The organism is Exiguobacterium sp. SH31, assembly GCF_001816105.1.
GTDB classification, from domain to species: Bacteria; Bacillota; Bacilli; order Exiguobacteriales; family Exiguobacteriaceae; genus Exiguobacterium; species Exiguobacterium aurantiacum_A.
Genome location: NZ_LYTG01000002.1, coordinates 66,396 through 83,910, shown reverse-complemented (window position 1 = coordinate 83,910; position 17,515 = coordinate 66,396). Strand labels below are relative to the sequence as shown.

General features: G+C 50.5%; 19 protein-coding genes and 1 tRNA gene. 12 read left to right on the top strand and 8 right to left on the bottom strand.

From position 1 onward, the window contains the following. The 4 genes from A6395_RS00695 to A6395_RS00680 form a co-directional block, all read right to left on the bottom strand. A partial coding sequence (locus tag A6395_RS00695; protein WP_252100490.1) for a PfkB family carbohydrate kinase occupies positions 1–192 on the bottom strand: 192 nt, incomplete at its 3' end. Between the two features lie 109 nt (positions 193–301). After that, positions 302–1,291, bottom strand: coding sequence for a LacI family DNA-binding transcriptional regulator (locus A6395_RS00690; RefSeq protein WP_071397452.1), 990 nt, complete (start codon positions 1,289–1,291; stop codon positions 302–304). 47 nt (positions 1,292–1,338) lie between these two features. Further along, positions 1,339–1,815: a GNAT family N-acetyltransferase gene (locus A6395_RS00685; RefSeq protein WP_071397451.1), complete on the bottom strand. Its 477-nt coding sequence runs from the start codon at positions 1,813–1,815 to the stop codon at positions 1,339–1,341. A gap of 86 nt (positions 1,816–1,901) precedes the next feature. Beyond that, positions 1,902–2,765 carry a cation diffusion facilitator family transporter gene (locus A6395_RS00680; protein ID WP_071397450.1) on the bottom strand — a complete coding sequence of 288 codons (864 nt, stop codon included), beginning with the start codon at positions 2,763–2,765 and terminating at the stop codon, positions 1,902–1,904. 181 nt (positions 2,766–2,946) lie between these two features. Here A6395_RS00680 and A6395_RS00675 point away from each other — a divergent pair, with 181 nt between their 5' ends. The 8 genes from A6395_RS00675 to A6395_RS00645 all read left to right on the top strand — a co-directional run bounded on the left by A6395_RS00675 (position 2,947) and on the right by A6395_RS00645 (position 10,396). Beyond that, complete coding sequence (locus A6395_RS00675) at positions 2,947–3,258, top strand: hypothetical protein (RefSeq protein ID WP_070327307.1); 312 nt, start codon at positions 2,947–2,949, stop codon at positions 3,256–3,258. A 41-nt stretch (positions 3,259–3,299) separates the two neighbouring features. Then, positions 3,300–4,091, top strand: coding sequence for a class I SAM-dependent methyltransferase (locus tag A6395_RS00670; protein WP_252100489.1), 792 nt, complete (start codon positions 3,300–3,302; stop codon positions 4,089–4,091). A gap of 145 nt (positions 4,092–4,236) precedes the next feature. After that, a complete protein-coding gene (locus tag A6395_RS00665; RefSeq protein WP_071397448.1) occupies positions 4,237–6,618 on the top strand; it encodes an immune inhibitor A domain-containing protein in 2,382 nt (793 codons plus the stop codon). Between the two features lie 109 nt (positions 6,619–6,727). Next, positions 6,728–6,798: transfer RNA gene (locus tag A6395_RS00660), tRNA-Thr, on the top strand. A gap of 846 nt (positions 6,799–7,644) precedes the next feature. Then, positions 7,645–8,742 carry a hypothetical protein gene (locus A6395_RS00655; RefSeq protein ID WP_159429434.1) on the top strand — a complete coding sequence of 366 codons (1,098 nt, stop codon included), beginning with the start codon at positions 7,645–7,647 and terminating at the stop codon, positions 8,740–8,742. Positions 8,743–8,993: 251 nt separating this feature from the next. Then, the gene (locus A6395_RS16230) at positions 8,994–9,053 is read left to right on the top strand and encodes a lipoprotein (protein WP_353647107.1); all 60 of its coding nucleotides are present in this window, start codon (positions 8,994–8,996) and stop codon (positions 9,051–9,053) included. A gap of 132 nt (positions 9,054–9,185) precedes the next feature. Next, positions 9,186–9,554 carry a hypothetical protein gene (locus tag A6395_RS00650; protein ID WP_071397446.1) on the top strand — a complete coding sequence of 123 codons (369 nt, stop codon included), beginning with the start codon at positions 9,186–9,188 and terminating at the stop codon, positions 9,552–9,554. A 146-nt stretch (positions 9,555–9,700) separates the two neighbouring features. Further along, the gene (locus tag A6395_RS00645; protein WP_070327311.1) at positions 9,701–10,396 is read left to right on the top strand and encodes a queuosine precursor transporter; all 696 of its coding nucleotides are present in this window, start codon (positions 9,701–9,703) and stop codon (positions 10,394–10,396) included. Positions 10,397–10,412: 16 nt separating this feature from the next. On the opposite strand, the gene A6395_RS00640 is transcribed toward A6395_RS00645, so the two are convergent. Next, entirely contained in the window at positions 10,413–10,673 is a 261-nt protein-coding gene (locus tag A6395_RS00640; RefSeq protein WP_233589672.1) for a hypothetical protein, read from the bottom strand. A gap of 147 nt (positions 10,674–10,820) precedes the next feature. Between A6395_RS00640 and A6395_RS00635 the strand changes: the two genes are divergently transcribed. The 3 genes from A6395_RS00635 to A6395_RS00625 all read left to right on the top strand — a co-directional run bounded on the left by A6395_RS00635 (position 10,821) and on the right by A6395_RS00625 (position 12,257). After that, on the top strand, positions 10,821–11,177 hold the full coding sequence (locus tag A6395_RS00635; RefSeq protein WP_071397445.1) for a PilZ domain-containing protein: 357 nt from the start codon (positions 10,821–10,823) through the stop codon (positions 11,175–11,177). Between the two features lie 86 nt (positions 11,178–11,263). Beyond that, positions 11,264–11,896, top strand: a complete 633-nt coding sequence (locus A6395_RS00630) for a hypothetical protein (RefSeq protein WP_016509573.1) — start codon at positions 11,264–11,266, stop codon at positions 11,894–11,896. Between the two features lie 106 nt (positions 11,897–12,002). Beyond that, entirely contained in the window at positions 12,003–12,257 is a 255-nt protein-coding gene (locus A6395_RS00625; protein WP_070327313.1) for a hypothetical protein, read from the top strand. A 71-nt stretch (positions 12,258–12,328) separates the two neighbouring features. On the opposite strand, the gene A6395_RS16210 is transcribed toward A6395_RS00625, so the two are convergent. Then, positions 12,329–12,460, bottom strand: a complete 132-nt coding sequence (locus A6395_RS16210) for a hypothetical protein (protein WP_016509559.1) — start codon at positions 12,458–12,460, stop codon at positions 12,329–12,331. 57 nt (positions 12,461–12,517) lie between these two features. After that, positions 12,518–15,181, bottom strand: a complete 2,664-nt coding sequence (locus tag A6395_RS00620) for a cation-transporting P-type ATPase (protein WP_071397444.1) — start codon at positions 15,179–15,181, stop codon at positions 12,518–12,520. A 246-nt stretch (positions 15,182–15,427) separates the two neighbouring features. On the opposite strand from A6395_RS00620, the gene A6395_RS00615 reads away from it, so the two are divergent. Continuing rightward, positions 15,428–16,462, top strand: a complete 1,035-nt coding sequence (locus tag A6395_RS00615; protein ID WP_071397443.1) for a PTS sugar transporter subunit IIC — start codon at positions 15,428–15,430, stop codon at positions 16,460–16,462. A gap of 40 nt (positions 16,463–16,502) precedes the next feature. On the opposite strand, the gene A6395_RS00610 is transcribed toward A6395_RS00615, so the two are convergent. Next, entirely contained in the window at positions 16,503–17,498 is a 996-nt protein-coding gene (locus A6395_RS00610) for a Gfo/Idh/MocA family oxidoreductase (protein WP_071397442.1), read from the bottom strand. Positions 17,499–17,515: the final 17 nt, after the last annotated feature.

The window sequence follows — 17,515 nt, the reverse complement described above, 5'->3', positions numbered from 1 at the left end:
TTGTCCGAACGGGTCGACTCCGACCTGCCCGAGAAAACTTGAGCGTCCTCCATGTTTACTGACGACGGCGGCCACGTTTGCCGGTGCGCCACCTGCTTTCTTCACGAACGTCGTCCCATTGACGAGATCGCTCGACGCGTCTTCACAAACCCAATCAATCAATAGTTCACCAATGCAATGTACGGTGTTCATCCGTCCACCTCCATGTTTGAATGTATTGCTTCGTATCATTTATCGAACCGGTTCCAAAAGCGAATAAAAAATGTTGCGGAACCGGTTCCGCAACACAAATGTAAACGATTTAAATCAACATGTCAACGCTTTCTCGTAATTTTAATTCGAAAGTTGTGAACGTTTTCATCGGGGTGGCTTCACCTGTCAGCAACTGGAGGATCATGTCAGCCGCACGAGAACCAGTCCGCCGATATGGAAGGTGGACCGTCGTCAGCGATGGATGCAATACTTCTGTGAAATCGTACCCACCGAAACCGCTGACCGAGATGTCGTCCGGCACTCGTTTGCCGCCGTTCGCTAACCCTTTCAAGACACCGAGCGCGATGTTGTCGGTCGCACAAACGACGAGCGTCGCGTCCGTCACGTCGGTCGCGAGCTGCTCACCGATCGGGATGGCGTCGTCGATTCTGAACGTCGTCGTCATCGAACGGACGATGGCGCCAGCTTCATTGAACGCTCTCAAAAATCCGTCACGACGGGCTTGTCCGACGGCGATATCATCCTCTGCCACCCCGACATAGATGATGTCCCGGTGCCCCCACTCCATGAACTGTCGCCCGAGCGCATAAGCCGACTCATTGTCCGGGTAGACGAGGCTATGCACGTCATCGTGCTGCTGACCAATCAACAGGACCGGGATTTGAATCGCTTCGATCGCCTGTAGATGCGCTGGCGTCACGGTCGTCCCGAGCCAAATGATGCCGGCCACTTTTTGCTTGGCCAAGTTATACAGTTGCTCGATCTCACGCTCGGTCTGTTGGGCCGTGTTGACGACGAGCATCTGATAACCATGCTCGGTCAAGCGTTCATCAATTCCCATCATCGTCCTTGAAGCCGCATACGAATCGAGACGTGGGACGATGACGCCGATTATCTTCGTCTGCTTCGACTTCAAACTTTGGGCGAACTGGTTCGGTTCATATTTCGTCTCACGGATGACCCGCTCGATTTTCTCACGAGTCGCCTTCCCGACCGATCCCCCATTCAAATAACGGGAAACGGTACTTTTGGCAACACCGGCGAGTTTAGCGATGTCGTTAATCGTCACTTGTTTCATCCAAAAACCCTCCATACGAAAAAACTGACGCGCTAGACGCCGTCAGTTCAGTGGTTCATCACGTATCGTTTTTTAAAGTTTAAATAGTAAAGTCCGTTGCGTTTCTCGAAGCCGTTCTGTTCGAGGACGCGACGCATCGCTTCTTGATGCGGACTCGTCGGCGGGATGCCGGCGCGGACGGTGTGACCGTCTTTTAAATCGGACTGTTCGAGCGCAAGGCGTAATCCTTCTGTCGCATAGCCTTTATCTTTATACGGGTCAAACACCATCAAATCGAGCTGATAGACGCGAGCTAGCTTGAAAAGCAGTACTTTACCGACGATTTGTCCGTCTTGAACGAGGTCGTAGTAAAAATCCTCGCCATAACTATGTTCGTCGGCCATGTACACATGCTCGGCCCCCATCTCGACAAAAATACCTTTTAGTTCTTCGGCCGACATGCCGTATGAGCTTTGACCATATTTCTGAAAATGTTCGTATTCGATCTCATCGATTTGGCGAATAGGTTGACGCACGATTTTCATCCCGTGCCCTCCTTAACAGTTATTCCAACGTCTTTCCAAATTCATTATATACGAACCGCGTCACTAAGCGCAAAAGATAACCTGAATCAGACCGGTTCGATATGAATGTGGACCGAGTCGACGGCGTGATGTTTGTCGAGTTCCCGTTCGATGTCGTCACAAAGCGTATGGGCCGCGTCGACGGTCAAAGCGCCGTCGACGGCGATCGTGACATCGAGCATGACGTGGTTGCCAAGGTGACGCCCTTTGATTTCTCGAACTTCTTTGACCGCATCGAAATGTTGAATTGTCTCTTCATAAGACTCGACGAGATCAGGCGGGAACCCGTCAGACAGTTGATGCGTCGCATCGAGAAAGATTTGAATGGCCGTCCGGATGATGAGCCCCGCGATGACGACCGCGAGCACTGTATCCATCCACGGAAGCTTAAAGTAAGCGAACAAGACGCCGAGCGTCGCACCGATTGAAATCAAGGCGTCGGCCAAATTGTCTTTCGCGGCCGCTTTCAGAGCGAGTGATTTGGTCTGTTTCGCCAAGTTCAAATTGTAGCGATGGACACCGTACATGACGATCGCACTAAAGAACGCGACGACGGCAGCGAGCGGGTTCGGCTCGACGTAGACACCGGCGAGCAGATTAGCGATGCTGTTCAGTAACACGAACACCCCGACCGCGACCATGATGAGCGAAGCGACGAGCGCCGCAATCGTCTCCATCTTCGCATGGCCATACTTATGTTCAGCATCCCGCGGCGTCGCCGCCACACGGATTCCGATATAGACGGCAATTGATGCGATGACGTCGGTCGTATTGTTGAAACCGTCAGCGAGCACGGCTTCCGAATTGTAAATATAGCCGAAGACTACTTTGAGGACAGATAAAATTAAATAAGTCGTGATTGATAAAATGGCTCCTTTGAGCGCTTTTGGTGGATGATTTGTTGAATGCATCCGCCCACCTCCTTTTTAGCTAAGTTAGTATACCAGTTGTTCTTCGTGTGGGCATAGAGAAACAGTGTTTCCCGAAGTCAAAATAAATGGAATATATTCCCGGTAGTTTCGTCTTCCGAAAATTATGGTAAAGTAAATAAGAAGAGACCCTTGTGGTTAAACCGTAAAAGAGGTGAAACATATGTTCACAGAACGTGATGGTATCAAACTTCGTTTGGAACAAATTGACAGATTGTTATCCGATTTGAATCGTGAAGCGAAACAATTGATGGTACGACTGCGCGAACTTGATGCAAGTGGTGAGAGCCCACAAGAAGCGTCACTTAAGCCGGAAGATCGTGATACGCTCAAAACATCGATTGATGAGACGCTCGAAGCGCTCCAAACCCGCTCGAAACGCCCGATCAACCCGAACGATGAGAAAAAGAAAGAACTCGCCTCGAACAAGGCGCTCATCGACGAGTTGTCAGATCTACTCAGTAAGAAAAAATGAGACGCCACCGCGTCTCATTTTTTAAGTAAGGAGATTAAATGATGTATATCGTCACAACTTGTCTACGGCCGACTGAAGCAATCATTCATAAGGCAAACGAGCACTCATTGCTACACGATGTGCCGTTCGTCTCGCGGCGAAAGCATTCAATCGAGACGTTGATGAGCCGGCACGGTGCCGCCGTCCTCGTTTTCGATAAGCGCCGCGTTGAGTATACGCCGCTCGGCGGCAAAGAGCCGTTCTTCTTCCATCCATCAAGCTCGGTCTTCCGTGTCAAGCAACTGCTTCGTGATGGCAACGACCCACTGATCGATGCGGCCGACCTTCAACTCGGAGACCGCGTGCTCGATTGTACACTCGGACTCGGTTCCGACAGTATCGTCATGAGCCACGCCGTCGGCCCGAGCGGTCGCGTCGTCGGCCTCGAGAGCGAATTCATCACAGCGACACTCGTCAAAGAAGGCATGTCGGTCTGGGAAGAGAAAGAGAACGCTTTGAATGAAGCGATGCGACGCATCGAGGTCGTTTGGACCGACGCCCTCACTTATTTGAAAAATTGTGCGGATGACGAATTTGAGGTCGTCTATTTCGATCCGATGTTCGAAAAAACGATCTCAGAATCGGTTCATCTGAACCCGTTACGAGCGTTGGCAAACGAAGCGCAGTTATCAGATGAACTGATTTCAGAAGCCAAACGCGTTGCGAAAAACAGAATTGTCCTAAAAGCACATTATGAGAGCCCGGCGTTCGAAAAGTATGGATTTAAGCGCCTTTCACGCAAAACCTCGAAGTTTCATTATGGATATATCGAAAAAGAGACTCGTTCGGATTAGGTAGTTTGACTTAATCGGGACGAAAGTCTCTTTTTTTATTTTTCATAATTATTATTTTCTGAATATTGACATTAATCAGACACAAGTCTAACGTTTACATCAAGCTCACACAATTTCCCATTATTCTTACAGGAGGTCAGTCCAAATGAAAAAACGTTCCATCCGTCGCACGACGCTCGCCGTCGCGCTGACATCGGTCATGAGCGTCAGTGCGATCCCGGCCGTCGGTGCCGCTCCACTTGTCGCTTCACCGCTACCAACCGCAACAAATACCGCCCCATTCGATCACAATATCATCGATGAGGATCGACTCGCCAAAGCGCTCGAAAAGCGTGGCGTCATCAAAAAAGGGCTTTCAACGAAAGAGCGACAGAAAGCCGTCGATGTGTATATTAAAAAGAAACAAGGTACAGCGCAAGATGCCCACGACCACAAACATGATGACAAATTGAATGACAAAGCGGCGAAAGCGAAAGAGAAGATACATAACCAATTCGAAAAAGAATCGAAACGTCTCCTCGACAAAGCGAAAAAAGGGCAAGGCAACTATCGAAAAGGCAAACCGAATGGCCAAATCAAAGTCGATCCGGCCAAAGCAACGGGCTATAACGGTGCGGTCCGTGAAGACAAAGTGCTCGTCCTCCTCGTCGAGTACAGCGACTTCAAACATAACAACATTGTCCAAGATCCCGGTTATATGTATAGCGACAATTTCAGCAAAGAACACTACGAACAGTATATGTTCGGTGATAAGTCGTTCGAACTGTTCAACGGTGAGAAAGTTCAGACGTTCAAACAGTATTATGAAGAACAGTCTGGCGGCAGCTACACGGTCGACGGTACCGTCTCTGAATGGTTGACCGTACCAGGTACGGCGAAAGACTACGGCGGTGACAATCCGGCCGGCGGGAATGACAACATTGGTCCAGGTCCCCGTCAACTCGTCAAAGACACGTTGAATGCGGCGGTCGCTTCAGGAATGGACCTCGCCGAATACGATGAGTATGACTTGTATGACCTCGACGGCGACGGCGACTTCAACGAACCGGACGGCTTGGTCGATCACTTGATGATCATTCATGCTGGTACCGGCCAAGAAGCGGGCGGCGGTGTCCTCGGTGACGACGCGGTCTGGTCACACCGTTGGGTACTAGATGGCGTATATGGCGTGGAGAACACGACGGCTGACGTCCCATATTGGGGCGGTAAAATGGCCGCATACGATTACACGATCCAACCTGAAGACGGAGCGGTCGGCGTATTCGCCCACGAATTCGGTCATGACCTCGGTCTTCCTGACGAATATGACACGCAGTACACAGGCCAAGGCGAGCCGGTCCAATCATGGTCGATCATGAGCGGCGGCAGCTGGGCTGGTAAAGTGGCAGGAACGGAGCCGACGAGCTTCTCGCCACAAAACAAGGAATACTTCCAAAAATTGATGGGCGGCAACTGGGCCAACATCACGGAAGTCGATCTTGAAGACATCACCCAGCAAGGTTTCGTCTCGAAACTCGATCAATCGGTGACGAAATCGAACAACCCAGGGTTGTTGAAAGTGAACCTTCCGGACAAGAAAGTGAAAGGTATTGAACCTGAGTTCGGACAGTACTACTACTACTCGACAAAAGGTGATAACTTGCACACTGAACTCGTGACACCAAGCGTCAAGCTCGGTGCTGACGGCACACTCGCCTTCGATACACGGTTCGAGATCGAATATGATTACGACTACTTGTACGTCAAAGCACTGAGCGGCGGCAAAGAAGTCGTCCTTGACGTCTACGGTGACGACAACACCGGAAATGACGCCGAGTCAACAAACGGCGCTTGGGTGAACAAATCGTACGACTTGTCACAGTTCGCCGGTCAAGACGTCCAGATCGTGTTCGAATACGTGACAGACGGCGGTCTCGCCCTTGAAGGATTCGCCCTCGACAACTTGGCGATCACGTCAGGCGGACAGACGCTTCTCGCAGATGACGCGGAAGGTGCTGAGGCGGTCACGCTCGACGGCTTCGTCAAGTCGGACGGTTATGACACGAAACCGCACTACTACTACCTCGAATGGCGTAACCACGCAGGCGCTGACACGGGTCTCTTGAACGGCCGTGGCGTCAAGTACAACACCGGTCTCGTTGTCTGGTATGCCGACGACTCGTTCTCGGACAACTGGGTCGGTATCCACCCGGGCGAAGGTTTCCTCGGAGTCGTCGACTCACATCCAGAGGCGATTGTCGGTAACTTGAACGGCAAAGAAACGGTTTCAGGCAGCACGCGTTACCAAATCGCGGACGCCGCGTTCAGTTTAGACAAAACGCTCGCTTGGTACCTCGATTCTCCGAGCCGCGGAATTTACGACTACAAGGCGCAATCTGGCGTGAAACAGTTCAATGACGCCAATACGTACATCAACTCGCTCATCCCGGATGCGGGCCGTAAGCTTCCACAATACGGACTCGTCGTCGACGTCGTCGGCGAAGCGAAAGACAATTCGGCTGGAGCTGTTTGGGTCCGGACGAAGTAAGCATGATTTGTTTGACCCTCGCTCTTCTCATCAAGAGAAGAACGGGGGTCTTATTATTCTAAAAAAGCTTGAATTTTCAATCGAGACTGTGTAACATACTAGTTGTAACGCCTCTGTAGGTTAGTGGCAGACCTCAGCAATGGTAATGCTGCAGCACGAGTTCGATTCTCGTCGGAGGCATCAAGAATACCGCTCAACCAAGCGGTTCACGGCACTTCCTGTATCTTGCAGGAGGTGCCTTTTATTTATCCGTGGACAGTTTGTGCACACTTGGCGTTTGTCGAACGATTCCGATTGATGTCGAATGAATCAGATATCCCTGACAGAATGTTCGTCCATCAACATCCAAAACGTATCGGCCGTCTGTTTCTGGAACGACATTATTATTTGCTTATACGTGACCTCTTTGTAATGCGATGTCACGTGTTGAATTGTAGCCATGAATGTAACTTTGGCAGACGACAAAAAACGCCCCTAAGGACGCTTATTTGATGCATTCTCTAATCTTTTCTAAACTCTTAACTAGTCATTCAATTTGTTTTCTTTAGCTTGATAGCTTTCTTTAGAAGTGAAAAAGAATATGATAGACAATATAAAAAGTGCTACTGGGAATGTTACTAAAGAAGGATTAAATTTAACAGAACTAATAGCATATTCTCCATACAAATAAATTGTCATCCATAAAGAGCAACACAATAAAATCACTGCTGATATATTTTTCATATTCCCCCCACCTTTCAAGTGATATTATAACCGATTTCTCGATCCACTTTCGGCTGCTTCCGAAAATAGACAACATTATTATTTCGAAACCGCCATTAAAATTACATATTGGTGTCTAATTACAATTAGATACTTCATTTAACAAATATGGGTATATGTAGTATAGGTGCTACAATGGAGTCGAAGAATTGGAGGAGTGGACTTGTGGGATCGTTATTCAATTACGCAATAGCATTCGTGGGTACAATCGGAGTAATTGTAGGGGTCGCCAAACACGACTTTTGGAAACGTAAGAATGAATACATGGATACAGTACAGCAAAAAAATAAGTATAAGCGTACAACGCGCAAAATTGATATAGTGTTGGCCACTTCGATTATTTTGCTTTTCGCTTTGTATTATTTTCAGCCTGACGATATTCAGGATCCCGTCGCGAAAATAGTCGAAGAACCCGTCGCCGCTGGAGATGTTGACAGTGAATCTGGCAAAGTGATTGAACTCGGGCCTTACTCGGTAGCCTCTATTCCGAACGGCGTGCCATCTGCTTACCAGATGCAATACGAAGAGTTGACCGATATCATTTCGCGAGCCAACGCGACGTTAACGTTAATTAAAGGTACGATTTCATCTTGCGAAACGCCGTGCGCTAAACCATTGAGTGAGATTGAATCAAAATTCGACGCTATGAATGATGTGATCGAGGAAACGCGCAATGAATTGTTCCGCGGCTCCGAGATTGTGCGAGTTATGGCCGAAGAAGACCCGGAAGAATTGCATACGCAAAAGTTATATGAGCTCCAACAAGAATTGTTATCGACACGATCCTCACTAGAAACGATGCTGATCGCTGACTCGTGGGAGAGTTGGGAAGAACCGATCGAGTATGCAGAAAATACACGTAAAAAACGACTGTTCAAAATTCTTCTTGGTGATACAGTGCTACCGAAAGATTATCACGTCGAAGGGTCAACTCTAGAAAACGGTGAACCTATCGTCAATGAAGAATCCCCTGAGGCTTTGCAAAGCGCAGAGTTTGTCATTCTAGGGTTTATGGAGCTTACAGAAGAGATTCGGTCAATCGTCGACTCAGTGTACATCTCAATGGATGCAGACCACATCGCCGCTGACTACGCATTAACAATCGTAGATTCCACAAGGGAGCAAGCGGTTATTGCATCAAATTCATTTGCTGACGCTAAAGCGGCCAAAGAATTGAGTGGCGCAATCGCAAGGCTTGACTCATTAAAAGAAAAACTTCTCGAATACAACGATATGCAGGAAAGCCCTGGTTGGAACCTCGATAGATACGACGAGGTGTTGATGCATGTCGATACATTCTATGAAGACATGGACTTTAACCCAGTCACTGTCAAACAATTTTTAGAGGTCTATGGCTACTGATTTCGTGCACAGTTTCGTGTACACCTACCCACGATGCAGAGGTAGATTCACAATTTATTTCACCATTATCTTACAATTTTCTACAAGTTATTCGACAAAACGGCGCAACGCCAAGCCTTTTCAAGTTTCCACGAAAACCCATTCGAGAAATGGTAATGCTGCAGCACGAGTTCGATTCTCGTCGGATGCATCAACTGGATATTTCAGGGAATGGTATAATGATTAACAAACATGTGTAAAGGAGACTAGATATGAAACGTTTCATCACACTTCTAGCCGCCGTCGCCTTGTTGGCCTCTTGTACGCAATAGACAACGAATCGTCCGCCTGACTCACCTCCGAAAACTAAAAATGTCGTAATCGATGTATCCGAGACGCAACCTTTCTCCGAGCCAGTCCCGACCGAAGAAGAAGTCACCATATTTTTAGGATATCTTCAGTCGTTGAGCAGTGACACGCTGGGCGCGTTGCGTGAATCAGAGCAGACGATTTTCCCCTGTGAGACGTCTTGTGAAGACCGCCCGCTCGACGAAATCTCTACGCAAATCGACAGTAACCGGGAAGATCTCGAATCCGTCCGTGCCGACATTGATGAGATTCTCCCGGCGTTCGATCACCTTGTCGCATCTGACGCGTCAGGAATCGACCGTGAAGGGCTGACCAGCGTATTGAACGAACTCACAGCCGTCAGTGAGGGGTTGACGCAGTTTTTAGAGACTGACGATTGGGCTTATTGGGAAGAAGCCCGGACCCAATTGAATAGCATGTCATCGAACATAAAAGGCATCGCTATTTATCTAAGTGGTGTGTGACATTTATCAACTACATAGGCTGCTCTCATCCAAACTCGGATGAGGGCTTTTTTCTTACAGTCATGGATACTGTCTTGACACGTTTACGGTTCCTCTATAAACTTGAAAAGTTGAATTGAATGATTTTTTTGGAAGGAGCATGACAGATGCTGAATGAATGGTTATGGATCCCTTCTGCCCTGCTCACGCTCGGTCTGCTCGTCCTCAGCTATAAACTGTTCGGACGGGTCGGACTGTACGCCTGGATCGCGATGGCCTCGGTCGTCGCCAACATCCAAGTGACGCAGCAGATTGTGATTGGTGGTTTCATCTTCACACTCGGGAACATCGTCTACGGTTCCCTTTATTTAGCGACAGACATCTTGAACGAGAAACATGGCCGTCACGCCGCCCGCAAAGGCGTCTGGCTCGGCTTCTTCATCTTGATCGTCTCGACGGTACTCATGCAGTTCGCCTTGCTTTACGAACCGTTCGAAGAAGCGCTCTACATGCATGAGAGCTTCAAGGCATTGTTCTCGATGCTCCCGCTCATCACGCTCGGCAGTCTCGCGGCGTACCTCGTCTCGCAACTGTTCGACGTCTTCATCTATTCGAAGATTCGGGCGAAAACGGGTGAGAAGAAACTGTGGCTCCGGACGACTGGATCGACGGTCGTCTCACAGTTGATCGATACGCTCACGTTCTGTACGATCGCCTTTTGGGGAATGGAATGGGATATCTGGTGGAACATTTTCGTCACGACGTATGTCGCGAAGTTCATCATCGCTTGGATGGCCACGCCGTTCATGTATTATGCGAAACGGACCGAACCACAAGACGACGAGACGGAAAAAGCAGCCTAAATAAAAAACCGCAACCTCAACGGGTTGCGGTTTTTTCTCGAATTTGCAGACGCACCGCGTAAGGCCGCGCATCTTCGAGTGACGACGTCTCCCGACAAACAGTGAGCGCCATGTAAGCGTCGATAGCGAGCGCTTCGATGGTCTCGTCCGTCGTCTCGACCTCAAGTATGGTGTAGGGCGGCAGATGTTCGAGCTTGACCCACTGCCCGTGCAGGTTCTTCACATAGATGATTGGTTCGTCAATCGAGTAACGTCGGAGTAAATCAGACACGTTCACGCGATCCCCTCCTTAAACCAAACCTTTATCATCATTATAGAAAGCGCTTACGATTCTGTAAACCGTGCTTCCCGAAAATTTGGCAGTCCAACGCTTCAAAAATGGTGGAATCGAACCGATAATCTAGAAGAGAAATGAGGTGAACCGATGCGTTATCGCCGACAAGAAACGTTCCGCTACATTTTACCGAACCCCCGTTTCATCCCCTACCGCCTCGTATGGGAAGATAAGGAGTTGCATGACGGTGAAGGCATGCTGCTCAACATTAGTGCCCACGGCTTGAAGTTGCGCTGCGACTACTTGTTCCCGCTGTCGGAAGGGCTGAAAGTTCAGGTCGTGCTCGACCTCGTCCCGCTCATCCAGTCAATCGAGTTGACCGGTCACGTCCGTCACCGCAGTCAAATAGGAAGCATGTACGATTACGGGATCCGTCTTGAAGCGAATTCAGAAGAAGCCCAACAGCTCGTGACGATGATCAAAGCTTATGCAAGAGAGAACCAATGAGAACGTGTCGTCAGACACTTCTCATTTTTTGTTCGTCCGATAACAGGGTATACTAATGACAACAGAGACAGATTAGAGGTGTAGCCATGACCAGAAAATTTTTATTGATTCCTTGGGCCGCCGCGATCGCGATCGCGCTACTTGGTCCCAATACCCCGTTCTCGAGCCGGTTCTTGCTCGACTTCCTGACATACAATACCGATGCCTATGAAGGATATTCTTTGTCCCTCTTTAGCGTGCTAGGCGTCTACCCGCTCGCGCTGTTCCCGCTGCTTTGGTCGGAAGTGAACCAACTGCGGCCGAATCCGCTCCTACCGGCAGCAACCGGTTTCGTCGTCGGAGGATTCATCATCGCTCCGTATCTCGCGTTCGCACGGCAGTCGCCCTACCCGACGCCAATCAAGCCGTTGCCGACGAGACTGCTCGGGGTCGTGTTGCTCCTCGTCACGATCGGTTTATTCATCGCTGCCGCGATGACTGGGAATGTCGCACAGTATTGGTCATACGTCGAACAGAATCAATTCGTCCGCACGATGACGGTCGATTTCTTTTTGCTCGCCTTCGTCCAAATGACATTGATGACCCGAGATGCGAAGCGCTATAAGATGAGCTTGTGGCCGCTCCCGTACATCCCGTTATTCGGTCTATTGTTTTGGCTCATCATTCGTCATAAGCAACCGTTCAACGAGGCGCCGCCGCGACGGCCGAAAGTGGTTTGATGTTGTACTTGAGAGTGGGTTTCCCAAAACCTACTCTTTCCTTTATACTAGAGCGAGAGTTTATCTAGAGAAAGAAGGGTCAAATCCAATGAGATTTTTTAAAGTAATGACACACACGAACGACAAGGGAGAAGACGTCATCCTAAGCGAGTATTTCAAAATCGCCGACAAACAGGCTGAACAATTCCTCAAAGATACGTTAGAGCTCGACATGTTCGACGAGAAAGTGACGCTCAAAGAGTGCCAAGTCGCGAAAGACCGGTGGGAATGCCCGGTTGGTGACTTCGTCGTCGTCGAATACTTCAATGAAAAAGAGTTTGATAAAATGAACGAGTATCGTGTGGTCGCACCGAAAAAGTGACCCACAGCAAAGGCGACTTTCCCATTTAATCGGGAAAGTCGCCTTTTTATCGTTCGAGTCATCGACGTGCGTTATGACTCCTCGTTATCTTCTTCCGGGTCTGGATCTGGATGTTGCGTCGGAGCCGGTTTTTTCGCCGGATCAGACTCATCGTCTGGCATCGGGTCTGGGTGAACCCCAGGTTGCGATTCGTCACGTTTCATTGAGCATCCCTCCTCTGTCATAGTGGATTAATTCCACATCGATCAAGAGTCGAAACATCAGTGTATGTCTTTATTGCCGATGACACGACGTGAGATCGCTTTTTCAATCTCGACGATGACGAAGACGATGGCACCGAAGACGACCGGATAGATCCAATCATTCAAATCAAGTGCCGCTGTCCCGAACAACGTGTGCATAAACGGCACGTACGTGATGAACAGTTGAAGTGCAATCAATAGTGCCGATACGATAAACGCAATCTTGTTATCGAAAAAGTGGCGGTTAAACGCCGGAGCGAGTTCGGTCCGACAGTTATACAAGTGGAACAACTGGGCCATGACGATCGTATTGAGTGTGATCGTCTGCAGCTTCGCAGTCGAGAAATCAAAGTCGGCTAACATGTAGTTGATGATCAAGCTGCCTCCCCCGATCAAGATCGAGACGAAGATGATCCGAAACACGTAATAGCGACTCAACAGCGGGACGTTCGCCGGACGCGGCGGACGTTTCATCGTGCTCTCTTCGAGCGGTTCGAAGGCGATCGCGAGCGACAGCGTGATGGCAACGACCATGTTGACCCAAAGGATTTGGACCGGGCTGAGCGGTGCCGCGGCACCGAGCAAGATGCTCATCGCGACGAGGAGCGCTTGTCCACCGTTCGTCGGGAGCAAGAACAAGATCGTCTTCTTCAAGTTGTCGTATACACGGCGGCCTTCACGCACCGCGTTGTAAATCGTTTTGAAGTTGTCGTCGACGAGGACCATCTGCGACGCCTCTTTTGCGACTTCGGTCCCTTTGATACCCATCGCGACACCGATGTCGGCCCGTTTCAAGGCCGGGGCATCGTTGACACCGTCACCGGTCATCGATGTGATGAGCCCGTTTTGCTGCAATCCTTTGACGAGACGCAGCTTATCATTTGGGCTCGTCCGGGCGAACACATCGTTATGAACCGACGCTTCTTTGATCTCCTCGTCCGACATGTTCGTCAATTCTTTCCCTTCAAGTGCGCCTTCGACTTCCATGCCGAGTTCACGGGCGATGGCGACGGCTGTGTCTTTATGGTCACCCGTGATCATCTTGATGCGGATACCGGCGTCACGGCACGCCGCGACGGCTTCAATCGCCTCTGGACGTGGTGGATCGACGATTCCGTACAAACCAAGGAACGTGATACCGGATTGGACGTCCTCATGGTCGACCGTCTCTTTCGAGCGATCGACCCGTTTGAATCCGCCACCGAGGACACGTTGTCCGCGGTCGGCGATCTCTTTACGTTTCTCATCCCAATAGGTGCGGTCAAATTCCGTATCTTCAGCCATATCGAACAGGCGGTCTGGCGCCCCTTTGATGAAGATCATCCGCTCATCTTTATAGTCGACGAGCGTCGCCATGTACTTATACTCCGAATCGAACGGGATTTTCGAGATGACTTTCAGCCGTTCAATCGGTCGCTCCGCTTTTTCGGCGAGCGTGAGCAAGCAGGCTTCCGTCGGGTCGCCATTGATGACCCATTCACCGTTTTCTTCATACAATTGGGCATCGTTACACGTCTTTCCGACCGTGAGCAAGTCGATCATCGACTCGTCATCATCGAGGTCGAACGGTTGACCGTTTTGTTCGAGGTCCCCATCTGGAGCGTATCCGCCGCCAGACACTTCGATGTCGTGCTTCGCCGTGACGACTTGCTTGACGGTCATCTCGTTTTTCGTCAGCGTACCCGTCTTATCGGTACAGATGACAGAGACCGCACCTAACGTCTCGACGGACGGTAGACTACGGACGATCGCTTTCTTCTCGGCCATGTTACGAACACCGAGTGCGAGAATAATCGAGATGACTGCAGGGAGACCTTCCGGGATCGCTGCGACCGCTAACCCGATCGTCGTCAGCATCAGTTCGATTGGATCGAAATCACGTACAAAGTAGCCGAACGCGTAAATGATGACCGAGATCACAAGGATCGCAATCGAGACCGTTTGACCGAATTTCGTCGTCTGACGGATGAGCGGTGTCTTCACCGTCTCGACTTCAGCGATCGATGCGTTGATTTGACCGAGCTCCGTCCCTTCACCGATCGACGTGACGATCGCTTTCGCGCTGCCCGTCGCTATACTCGTTCCTGAATAAATCATGTTTTTCCGGTCACCGAGGACAGCATCTTCCGCCACGACTTGAATTTTCTTCTCGACCGTCGTCGCTTCACCTGTCAAAGCCGATTCTTCGACTTTGAACTTCTCGGCTAGAATGACTCGCGCATCGGCCGGCACTTTGTCACCGGCGGCGAGCACCAAAAGGTCTCCAACGACGAGTTCGCTCGATTCGATTTGAATCTGCTTGCCGTCTCGGATGACGCTTGCTTTCGTCTCGAGCAGTTTTTTAATCCCTTCAAGCGCCTGTTCAGCCTTGTTTTCTTGCAAGTATCCGACGACAGCAATGATCGTGACGACGAGCGCGATGACAATCGTATCGATATACTCACCTAAAAAGCCAGTGACGACGGCCGCACCGATCAGGACGTACACAAGAATGTCATTGAACTGTCTCAAAAATTTTATGATTTCAGGTGTCTTTTCCTTTTCCGGCAGAACGTTCTTCCCGAACTGTTCTTGCCGACTCGACACTTCTTGCTTCGACAGCCCGTTGTCTACGTCTGTCTCAAGACTACTCCTCACCTCTTCCGGTTCGAGTGCGTGCCAATTTTTGTTCTCCATTTGCATCTCTACTCCTCCTTGGTCGATCCTATATGAAAATCTATCTCTTTTATGTTCCCACTCCACGGCTTCCTGACACATCAGACGACACATTTTCACAACTTTTTCAAAAAATCCGTTCACATTTGTCTCGTTTTCCATTTGAAAACGCTCCCATCCAAAAAAGTCGTGTCAGATGGATGAAATGGCTTTACATAACGGTCTGAATGGTTAACTATAGAGAAAATAAAACAGAGAGAAAGAGGTACACGTATGGTCATTATTCAAGGGATCGCCCTGTTGCTGTTGATTCTCGCCTTGTTCACGTTATTCAGTTACAAAGCACCGTTCGGGATGAAAGCGATGGGAGCACTCGCCGGCGCCGCAATCGCGAGCTTCCTCGTCGAAGCGTTCAACGCCTACGCGATCGGTGGGTTACTGCCGCTCCCTTTATATGAAGAAGTCGGCCAAGCTGCCGGTGCGCTGTCGGGACCTGCGGCAGCGGCACTTGTCGCGATTGCGCTCGGCATCAACCCGGTCTACGCGTTGATGCTCGGTTTGTCCGTGTCAGGCTTCGGGATTCTCCCCGGCTTTTTCGCAGGGTACGTCCTCGCCTTACTCGGCGGCAAGCTCGACCGTCACCTTCCGGCCGGTGTCGACATGATCTTTTACGTCATCGTCATGGCACCGCTCGCCCGTCTCGTCGCCATCGGTGTCGATCCGCTCGTCTCGAACACGCTCGCTCAAATCGGAGCGGTCATCGAGCTCGCAGCGACGCAAAACCCGATTGTGATGGGACTCGTCCTTGGCGGAATCGTCACGGTCGTCTCGACATCACCGCTCAGTTCGATGGCGCTCACGGCGATGCTCGGTCTGACCGGTGTCCCGATGGCAATCGCGGCCCTCGCCTTGACGGCGTCGATTTCGATGAACTATTTACTCTTTAAGCGATTGAACATCGGCTCGAAGAAAGACCAACTTTCGGTCGCGATCGAACCGCTCACACAAGCCGACCTCATCTCGGCGAATCCGATCCCAATCTATAGCGTCAACTTTGTCGGTGGTGCCATCGCCGGACTCATCGTCGCGATGACCGGAATGGTGAACAACGCACCTGGGTCTGCCGCCGGTATCCCGGGACTGCTCGTCATGTATGGCTTTAATGACTGGCAGACGGTGACGGTGACGGCAATCATCGTGTTCGCCGTCGGCATCATCGCCGGTCTCGTCGGCAGCAAACTGTTCAGCAATTTCCCGATCGTTCGAAATACGGAAAAGATGGCAAATCCGGAAGAGGAAGCCGCATGAAAAAGCAGGAAGTCCAATTCGCGGACTTCCTGCTTTTTCGTTATTCAAACGATAATGTTGTTTGCGTTCGAGACGATTGCCGTGCAAGTTCGATCACACGCGTCGTCAACAAAGCGTCCTCGAGGGAAACGACCGGCCGTCGCGTCGAATAACTGTCAGCGAGCTGGCGATAAAATGCCAAATAACGCCCCGGCTCGATTTCGATCGTTTGCGGCTCATTTACAACGAGCGTCCCCGTCTCACTGACACCCGCTTCGATCGTGCCGTCTCGGAGCGCGGCCTCTTGCGGGTCGAGACCGTATTTCATAAAGCTGCCTGCCGTACCGTGGACTTCAAAGCGAGGCGCTTCAACGGCGACGAACGGGTTCGATCGTAAATAGACGCGCTTCTCACCGTAGTGTAGCGTCACGTTGAAGCCGTCGTCGGACTGTCCGCCGTCTCGTTGGACCATGACGTCTGCTGAGACGTGGTCCGGTTCGCCGAACAACACGAGCGCCTGATCGATCAAATGACTGCCGAGGTCGAACAAAATACCAGACCCAGGACCTGCGTTCTCACGCCATCTGTCCCGGACATGCGGACGGAACCGGTCAAAGCGTGATTCATACACTTTCCAGTCTCCGATTCGGTTTGATTCGAGCAGTGACGCCACCGTCAAGAAATCTCCGTCCATGCGTCGGTTGTGGAACACGTTGACGATCCCGTCACGCGTCTTCTCGAGGGCGATGAGGGATTCCCCTTCCTCAGACGTTAGGAACGCAGGCTTCTCGACGAGGACGTCTTTGTTTGCGTCGAGACACACCGTTACCATGTCTTTATGTAAGTTCGACGGTGTCGTGATCACGAACAGCGTCGCATCGGTCGCGATCGCTTCTTCGAGCGTCGCGTATACGTCCACGTCAGGGAGCACGGCACGGACGTCATCCGGTCTAGAGGAGACGACCCCAGTGATGTTGAATTCCTCGAGCGTCGTCAAAAATGGCAGGTGGAACGTCGTCGCCGAGAAGCCGAAACCGACCAATATAGTGTTGATCATATCTATTCCTCCTTTGT

Bases quoted from the DNA above. Each gene is read 5' to 3' on its own strand.
- A6395_RS00690 (WP_071397452.1), bottom strand. From the start codon at position 1,291: ATGAAACAAGTGACGATTAACGACATCGCTAAACTCGCCGGTGTTGCC.
- A6395_RS00685 (WP_071397451.1), bottom strand. From the start codon at position 1,815: ATGAAAATCGTGCGTCAACCTATTCGCCAAATCGATGAGATCGAATAC.
- A6395_RS00680 (WP_071397450.1), bottom strand. From the start codon at position 2,765: ATGCATTCAACAAATCATCCACCAAAAGCGCTCAAAGGAGCCATTTTA.
- A6395_RS00675 (WP_070327307.1), top strand. From the start codon at position 2,947: ATGTTCACAGAACGTGATGGTATCAAACTTCGTTTGGAACAAATTGAC.
- A6395_RS00670 (WP_252100489.1), top strand. From the start codon at position 3,300: ATGTATATCGTCACAACTTGTCTACGGCCGACTGAAGCAATCATTCAT.
- A6395_RS00665 (WP_071397448.1), top strand. From the start codon at position 4,237: ATGAAAAAACGTTCCATCCGTCGCACGACGCTCGCCGTCGCGCTGACA.
- A6395_RS00655 (WP_159429434.1), top strand. From the start codon at position 7,645: ATGGATACAGTACAGCAAAAAAATAAGTATAAGCGTACAACGCGCAAA.
- A6395_RS00645 (WP_070327311.1), top strand. From the start codon at position 9,701: ATGCTGAATGAATGGTTATGGATCCCTTCTGCCCTGCTCACGCTCGGT.
- A6395_RS00635 (WP_071397445.1), top strand. From the start codon at position 10,821: ATGCGTTATCGCCGACAAGAAACGTTCCGCTACATTTTACCGAACCCC.
- A6395_RS00630 (WP_016509573.1), top strand. From the start codon at position 11,264: ATGACCAGAAAATTTTTATTGATTCCTTGGGCCGCCGCGATCGCGATC.
- A6395_RS00625 (WP_070327313.1), top strand. From the start codon at position 12,003: ATGACACACACGAACGACAAGGGAGAAGACGTCATCCTAAGCGAGTAT.
- A6395_RS16210 (WP_016509559.1), bottom strand. From the start codon at position 12,460: ATGAAACGTGACGAATCGCAACCTGGGGTTCACCCAGACCCGATGCCA.
- A6395_RS00620 (WP_071397444.1), bottom strand. From the start codon at position 15,181: ATGCAAATGGAGAACAAAAATTGGCACGCACTCGAACCGGAAGAGGTG.
- A6395_RS00615 (WP_071397443.1), top strand. From the start codon at position 15,428: ATGGTCATTATTCAAGGGATCGCCCTGTTGCTGTTGATTCTCGCCTTG.
- A6395_RS00610 (WP_071397442.1), bottom strand. From the start codon at position 17,498: ATGATCAACACTATATTGGTCGGTTTCGGCTTCTCGGCGACGACGTTC.